The sequence below is a fragment of the Pedobacter sp. genome, from assembly GCF_045628745.1.
Lineage (GTDB): Bacteria > Bacteroidota > Bacteroidia > Sphingobacteriales > Sphingobacteriaceae > Pedobacter.
The window spans coordinates 1-5,951 of sequence record NZ_JAZQPU010000048.1 but is presented as its reverse complement, the minus strand read 5'-3'; the positions used below and the strand labels follow the sequence as shown (position 1 = coordinate 5,951).

Annotated in this window: 4 protein-coding genes; 1 reads left to right on the top strand and 3 read right to left on the bottom strand. The window is 39.8% G+C overall.

Annotated elements, in window-relative coordinates; all coding sequences use genetic code 11:
• Nucleotides 1-128: 128 nt before the first annotated feature.
• Complete coding sequence (gene map, locus ACR2F7_RS02075; protein WP_432711952.1) at nucleotides 129-950, top strand: type I methionyl aminopeptidase; 822 nt, start codon at nucleotides 129-131, stop codon at nucleotides 948-950.
• 90 nt (nucleotides 951-1,040) lie between these two features.
• Here map and ACR2F7_RS02070 read toward each other — a convergent pair whose 3' ends face one another.
• The 3 genes from ACR2F7_RS02070 to uvrA are packed head-to-tail and all read right to left on the bottom strand — an operon-like array spanning nucleotide 1,041 to nucleotide 5,855.
• Nucleotides 1,041-2,009, bottom strand: coding sequence for a pectinesterase family protein (locus tag ACR2F7_RS02070; protein ID WP_432711951.1), 969 nt, complete (start codon nucleotides 2,007-2,009; stop codon nucleotides 1,041-1,043).
• A 3-nt stretch (nucleotides 2,010-2,012) separates the two neighbouring features.
• Nucleotides 2,013-2,990 carry an alpha/beta hydrolase gene (locus ACR2F7_RS02065; protein WP_432711950.1) on the bottom strand — a complete coding sequence of 326 codons (978 nt, stop codon included), beginning with the start codon at nucleotides 2,988-2,990 and terminating at the stop codon, nucleotides 2,013-2,015.
• A gap of 21 nt (nucleotides 2,991-3,011) precedes the next feature.
• Nucleotides 3,012-5,855 carry an excinuclease ABC subunit UvrA gene (gene uvrA, locus ACR2F7_RS02060; protein WP_432711949.1) on the bottom strand — a complete coding sequence of 948 codons (2,844 nt, stop codon included), beginning with the start codon at nucleotides 5,853-5,855 and terminating at the stop codon, nucleotides 3,012-3,014.
• Nucleotides 5,856-5,951: the final 96 nt, after the last annotated feature.

The window sequence follows — 5,951 nt, the reverse complement described above, 5'->3', positions numbered from 1 at the left end:
AAACCTTGACCTCCTCTCTATAAAAAGATAAAGACATATTAACCGGTAATGCCCTAAATTAATTCATGAGCTTAACAAAACATTTCTTATTACTATGTTTTGTATTTTTGTAAAAAAGAAACATCATAATGAGTTTATATAAAACAAATGAAGAAGTAGAAATTCAACGTGAAAGTTGTTTAATGGTGAGTGCAACAATTACTGAAGTTGCAAAAATATTAAAACCTGGTATCACTACCCTATCGCTTGATACAATGGCAGAAACTTTTATCAGAGATAATGGTGGTATTCCATCATGTAAAGGCTACCACGGCTATCCATATTCTCTATGCATTTCTGTAAATGAGCAAGTTGTTCATGGCTTTCCTGGAACCTATGTTTTGAAAGAAGGAGATATTGTATCTATTGATACTGTTGTTTATAAAAACGGTTTTCATGGAGACCATGCTTACACTTTTATTTTAGGAGAAACGTCACCAGAAATTCTTGATTTCGTTAGGATTACCAAAGAATCACTCTATGTTGGCATTAAACAGGCGGTAACGGGTAACCGTACCGGCGATATTGGTTATGCTATTGAAAATTACACCAACGGAAAGTACGGTTATGGTGTTGTTCGTGAAATGGTAGGTCATGGCGTAGGAAGAGAAATGCACGAAGATCCGCAGATCCCTAATTACGGCAGAAGAGGAAGTGGCAAAAAATTAATGGAGAACATGGTGTTAGCCATTGAGCCTATGATTACAATGGGAAGCCGTGAAATCTATACTTTAGAAGATGGCTGGACAATATCCACTCAAGATGGTCTACCTGCAGTTCATTTTGAACATAACGTTTGTGTTAAAAAAGGTACGCCGGAAATTCTTTCAGATTTCAGACCTATTGAAGCTGCAGAGAAAGCTAATGCTAATTTAAACAGCAGCTATTACGAAGTTCTTGTTGAAAACTAGATACATATTTTAATGAGCAGAACCCTAAAGGTTTTTGCTCATTAAAATTTAAAACAACTATTCCCTGAGTGGGGATTACTATGAATGCAGCTAATTTTTAAACCATTCTTTTTCCTTTACAGATGCAGTTAAGTTTTGTGTAAATATTTGTTGTAGTGTATAGGCTTTTGCCTCCTTATCTGTCAACTGCTTTGACCAGGGCACACGCTTGTTGATTTGACTGCCAGCACCAATATTTCTATATTCAGCATAGAAACTATTCTTTTCCGCAGCAGGGTTAGACCAGTTATTCCATCCTTCCGCTACAATATGTTTACCAAGTTCACAATTGAGGAATACCGTTTTTGCATGCTCGCGCCATGGCCTGCCTAAAAACACTTTAGTCACTGTAGCATCTGCTGTAAGCTTGCAATTGATGAATACAAAGCCATATTTTACCCCTTCACGCGTATTAGTAGCTGTAACATATGAGTTCGATTTACTGTGGATGGTACAGTTTTCAAACACAGCTGTAGAAGAACCAAAGATAAAATCTGTGGTCCCTTCAATGTAACAGTTCACAAAGTACTGCCGTTTATTCTCACCTGCAAGGTAAAGCGTATCCTGATAACCTAAAAAGCGACAGTTTTTAAACACGGCACGGTCGGCTTCTAAATGTAAAGCCACCGCCTGACCAACCGGGCCGGCTGTATTGGCAAAAGTGATATTCTCCGCTCTAAAATCATCTCCCCCTATGCGTGCGGTGTAAGAAGTAAAGGTAGTCGTCTTTCCTCTCCCTGAATAGTCATTAAAGGTGATGATGGTTTTCTCTACAGACTCCCCAATAAAAGTAACATCAGTATTGGAAGTAGGCAAGTCAATTTTCTCATTGTATACCCCATTTTTAATATACAAAACAATGCGTTGTAGTGGATAAACACGCATGGCGTTAATAGCATCCTGGATACTGGTGTACTCACCGCTGCCATCCTTAGCTACCGTATATTTAAACTTGTTCTGCTGCGCAAAAACAAAGGTACAGCAGCACATAAAAATGGCCACCAAAGTAAACTTCTTCATATTTTATTTTTTAAATACTTTATCCAGAAAACCCACAATATAGCCTACCGTAGGTTCAAACCAAGGTTCAAATAAACAAAAAGAATGCGGAGCCCCGTTAAAGGTATGCACTTCAGAATAGATTTTATTTGCATTGAGTATTTCCCTGAAATCGTCTCTTCCTGCATGCATCCGGTCGACCGAACTATTGAGGAATAAGATAGGTGCTTTATTATTTGCAGCATGAGTTAAGGGTGAGGCCTCATGCCACAACGTGGGCTTATCTTTTTTGGCATAGCCAAACCAATAAGTGGCGGCAGAAGTAGAACGACTGTCATCACCTTCACCAGAATCTGGATGTACAAAAGAAAGGGTGCCATCAATGTCAACTATAGCCTGAACACTGCTGGAAAAGTTTAAATTACAGGTCTTACCCTCATAAGCTGGATTATTGGCTGTTGCACCTACAAAAGCGGCAAGTTCGCCACCTGCAGAAAAACCAAGCACGGCAACTTTGCCAGTATCAATATTTAACTCTTTTGAATTTGCTTTTAACCAACGTAGGGCTGCTTTAAGGTCATTTACTGCAGCAGGATAAAGCGCTTCTGTAGATAGCCTATATTCAACTGTGAAACTGGCATAACCCACAGCTGCCAAACGCTGTGCTAATGGAATATGCTGGGCGCGGTTGCCTGAACGCCAGCCACCGCCATGAATGATGAGTACAGCAGGAGATTTGCCTTTTTTATTTTTAGGAAGAAAGGCATCAATCTCTAAATTTCGCTCACCAATCGTGCAATAAACAAGGTTTCTTTTTTCAAGAACATCTTTAGAAGGCTGTTCACCCACAATGCGGATATCTGGAAATGTTTTTTTAGTACTTTGAAAAGCAGAATAAGTGGAATATGAAGTGTCGCGTACACCAGTGAGTCCTTTTGTTACCTGTGCATGCACGCTGCACAGGTAAAAGGTGAAATATAATAAAACAATGGATCTGAGCATAGTATAGCTAATATAGCTATTTTACCCTTCCATTTCTTTCTTTAAAAACTTACCTGTTAAGCTAATTGGGTTTTGGATCAGTCCTTCGGGTGTACCTTCAAATAAAATCTTACCACCACCAGCACCACCTTCTTCACCCAAATCAATTACCCAGTCGGCCACTTTCACCACGTCCAGGTTATGTTCAATCACTAAAACCGTATTTCCTTTTTCAACTAGTTCGTTCAATACGCCTAGCAGCACATTGATATCCTCAAAATGCAAACCTGTTGTGGGCTCATCAAGGATATAAAAAGTTCTACCTGTATCTTTTTTAGATAATTCTGTGGCCAGCTTTACCCTTTGGGCTTCCCCACCAGATAAGGTTACCGACGATTGTCCGAGGGTAATATAACCCAAACCTACATCTTTTAAGGTGCTGATTTTACGATAGATCACCGGCATATTTTCGAAGAAAACGCAGGCATCCTCAATACTCATGTCCAGCACATCACTAATGGATTTTCCACGATAGCGAACTTCCAGCGTTTCCCGGTTATACCTTCTGCCACCACATTCCTCACAAGGAACCTGCACATCAGGTAAAAAGTTCATTTCTATCACTCTCATTCCGGCACCCTGACAAGTTTCGCATCTTCCACCTTTAACGTTGAAAGAAAAACGGCCAGGTTTATAACCACGGATTTTAGCTTCAGGCAATTGCACATACAGGTTTCTGATATCAGAAAATACGCCTGTATACGTAGATGGATTAGAACGTGGAGTTCTGCCAATTGGTGCCTGGTCTATTTCTATAACTTTATCAATTTCTTTAATGCCATTTAACTTCTCATAGGGCAATGGATGTTTTTTAGCCCTAAAGAAGTGATGATTTAAGATGGGATATAAGGTTGAAGTAATTAAACTGGATTTTCCACTACCAGAAACACCCGTTACAGCTATAAATTTACCTAAGGGGAAATCTACCGATACATCTTTTAAGTTATGTCCGCTAGCTTTAATAATAGACAGCTTGTGGCCATTTCCTTTTCTCCTCACTTTAGGGATCTCAATTTTCTTCTTCCCATTTAAGTAAGCGGCAGTTAAGGTTTTAGATTTTAATATTTGTGCAGGTGTTCCCTGAGCAACAATAAAACCACCTTTTACACCTGCCGCCGGTCCCACATCAATCACATGGTCGGCCTCTAAAATCATTTCTTTATCATGTTCCACCACCAATACCGTATTACCAAGGTCACGAAGGTTTTTCAAAGCATTGATCAACCTTTCATTATCGCGCTGGTGTAACCCAATACTTGGCTCATCAAGAATATACATCACATTCATCAACTGAGAACCAATTTGTGTAGCCAAACGTATACGTTGTGCTTCTCCACCCGATAAAGTTCTTGCCGTACGGTCTAAGGTTAAATAGTTCAAGCCTACATCGCTCAGGAAGCCTAGCCTTGCCCTAATTTCTTTTAGAATTTCTTTGGCGATGGTATTTTGTCGTTCATTTAACCGGTTTTCTAAATTTTCATACCAGGACTTCACACTGAGGATATCCATCTCTGCCAGTTCAAAAATATTCTTGCCATCAATTTTAAAATGAAGGCTTTCTTTTTTTAAACGGGCACCATTACAAACCGGACAAGTTTTAAGCTTGCGGAAGCTGTCCAAATCATCTGCAGCACCTTCGCCTTTACGTTCCTGCTGCTCTTCCAGCAGTTTGATAATGCCATCGAAGGTAATCTGGTAATTCTGAACATTCCACTTGTTATATTCTACAGCTACAGAAAGTAATTCTGGTGTACCATTTAAAAGGATCTGTATCACTTCTTCACTCAATTTCTCAATTGGTGTAGAAAGGGAGAAGCTGTATTTTTTGGCCAGTGCTTTCAGCACCTGGAACATCCATATTTCACGGTATTCACCCAGTGGGGCCAAACCTCCGTTCACAATGCTGAGCTTAGGATTGGGCATCACAGATTCTCGGTCCACCACAAAGATGTAACCTAAACCATCACAACGATGACAAGCACCGTATGGAGAGTTAAAAGAAAAACTATTAGGCTGCGGCTCATCATAAGAGATACCCGTTGTTGGGCACATCAGAAAACGGCTAAAGTGGGCTACATTATTATCCTTATCACTAATTTTAATAATACCTTTACCCAGTTTCATTGCTGTTTGCAAAGAATCAAGCAAGCGTTTTCTATCTTCTGGCTCTACAATAAGGCGGTCGACTACAATTTCAATATCATGAATTTTGTATCGGTCTAACTGCATCTTTGAAGTGATGTCCTGAATATCTCCATCAACACGCACTTTTACATAGCCCTGTTTACGGATTTGTTCAAACAGCTCTCGGTAATGGCCTTTACGACCTTTAACCACTGGTGCAAGAATGTTTACCGGCATTTTGTCGTACTTCCTGAGGATAGCATTGACAATCTGCTCTTCACTCAGGCGTTCCATTTTCTCACCTGTATTATAGGAGTAAGCTTCTGCCACACGTGCATAGAGCAAACGCATAAAATCGTAGATTTCGGTAATGGTACCTACCGTTGAGCGGGGATTTTTGCTGGTGGTTTTCTGCTCAATGGCAATAACCGGACTTAAACCAGAAACTTTATCCACATCAGGACGTTCTAAACCACCCATAAACTGACGGGAATAGGCACTGAAAGTTTCCATGTAACGCCGCTGTCCTTCTGCATAAATGGTATCGAAAGCCAGAGATGACTTGCCACTTCCACTTAAACCTGTAACAACTACCAGTTTATTGCGTGGAAAGGAAACGTCTATATTTTTTAGGTTATGTACCCGGGCGCCGTATACTTCTACATCTTTTTGCTCACCAAGGTCAACGGTATTTTTACTCATATATTTTATAAAAACGCTATCAGCTCTTTGTAATAAGATAGCAAATTTTCAGCCACAAAAGTACCAATTTTCTTTTAATGGAATATCCTTATTTAT

Excerpts from the sequence above, each read along its gene's own strand:
- ACR2F7_RS02070 (WP_432711951.1), bottom strand. The coding sequence starts at position 2,009 with ATGAAGAAGTTTACTTTGGTGGCCATTTTTATGTGCTGCTGTACCTTT.
- map (WP_432711952.1), top strand. The coding sequence starts at position 129 with ATGAGTTTATATAAAACAAATGAAGAAGTAGAAATTCAACGTGAAAGT.
- uvrA (WP_432711949.1), bottom strand. The coding sequence starts at position 5,855 with ATGAGTAAAAATACCGTTGACCTTGGTGAGCAAAAAGATGTAGAAGTA.
- ACR2F7_RS02065 (WP_432711950.1), bottom strand. The coding sequence starts at position 2,990 with ATGCTCAGATCCATTGTTTTATTATATTTCACCTTTTACCTGTGCAGC.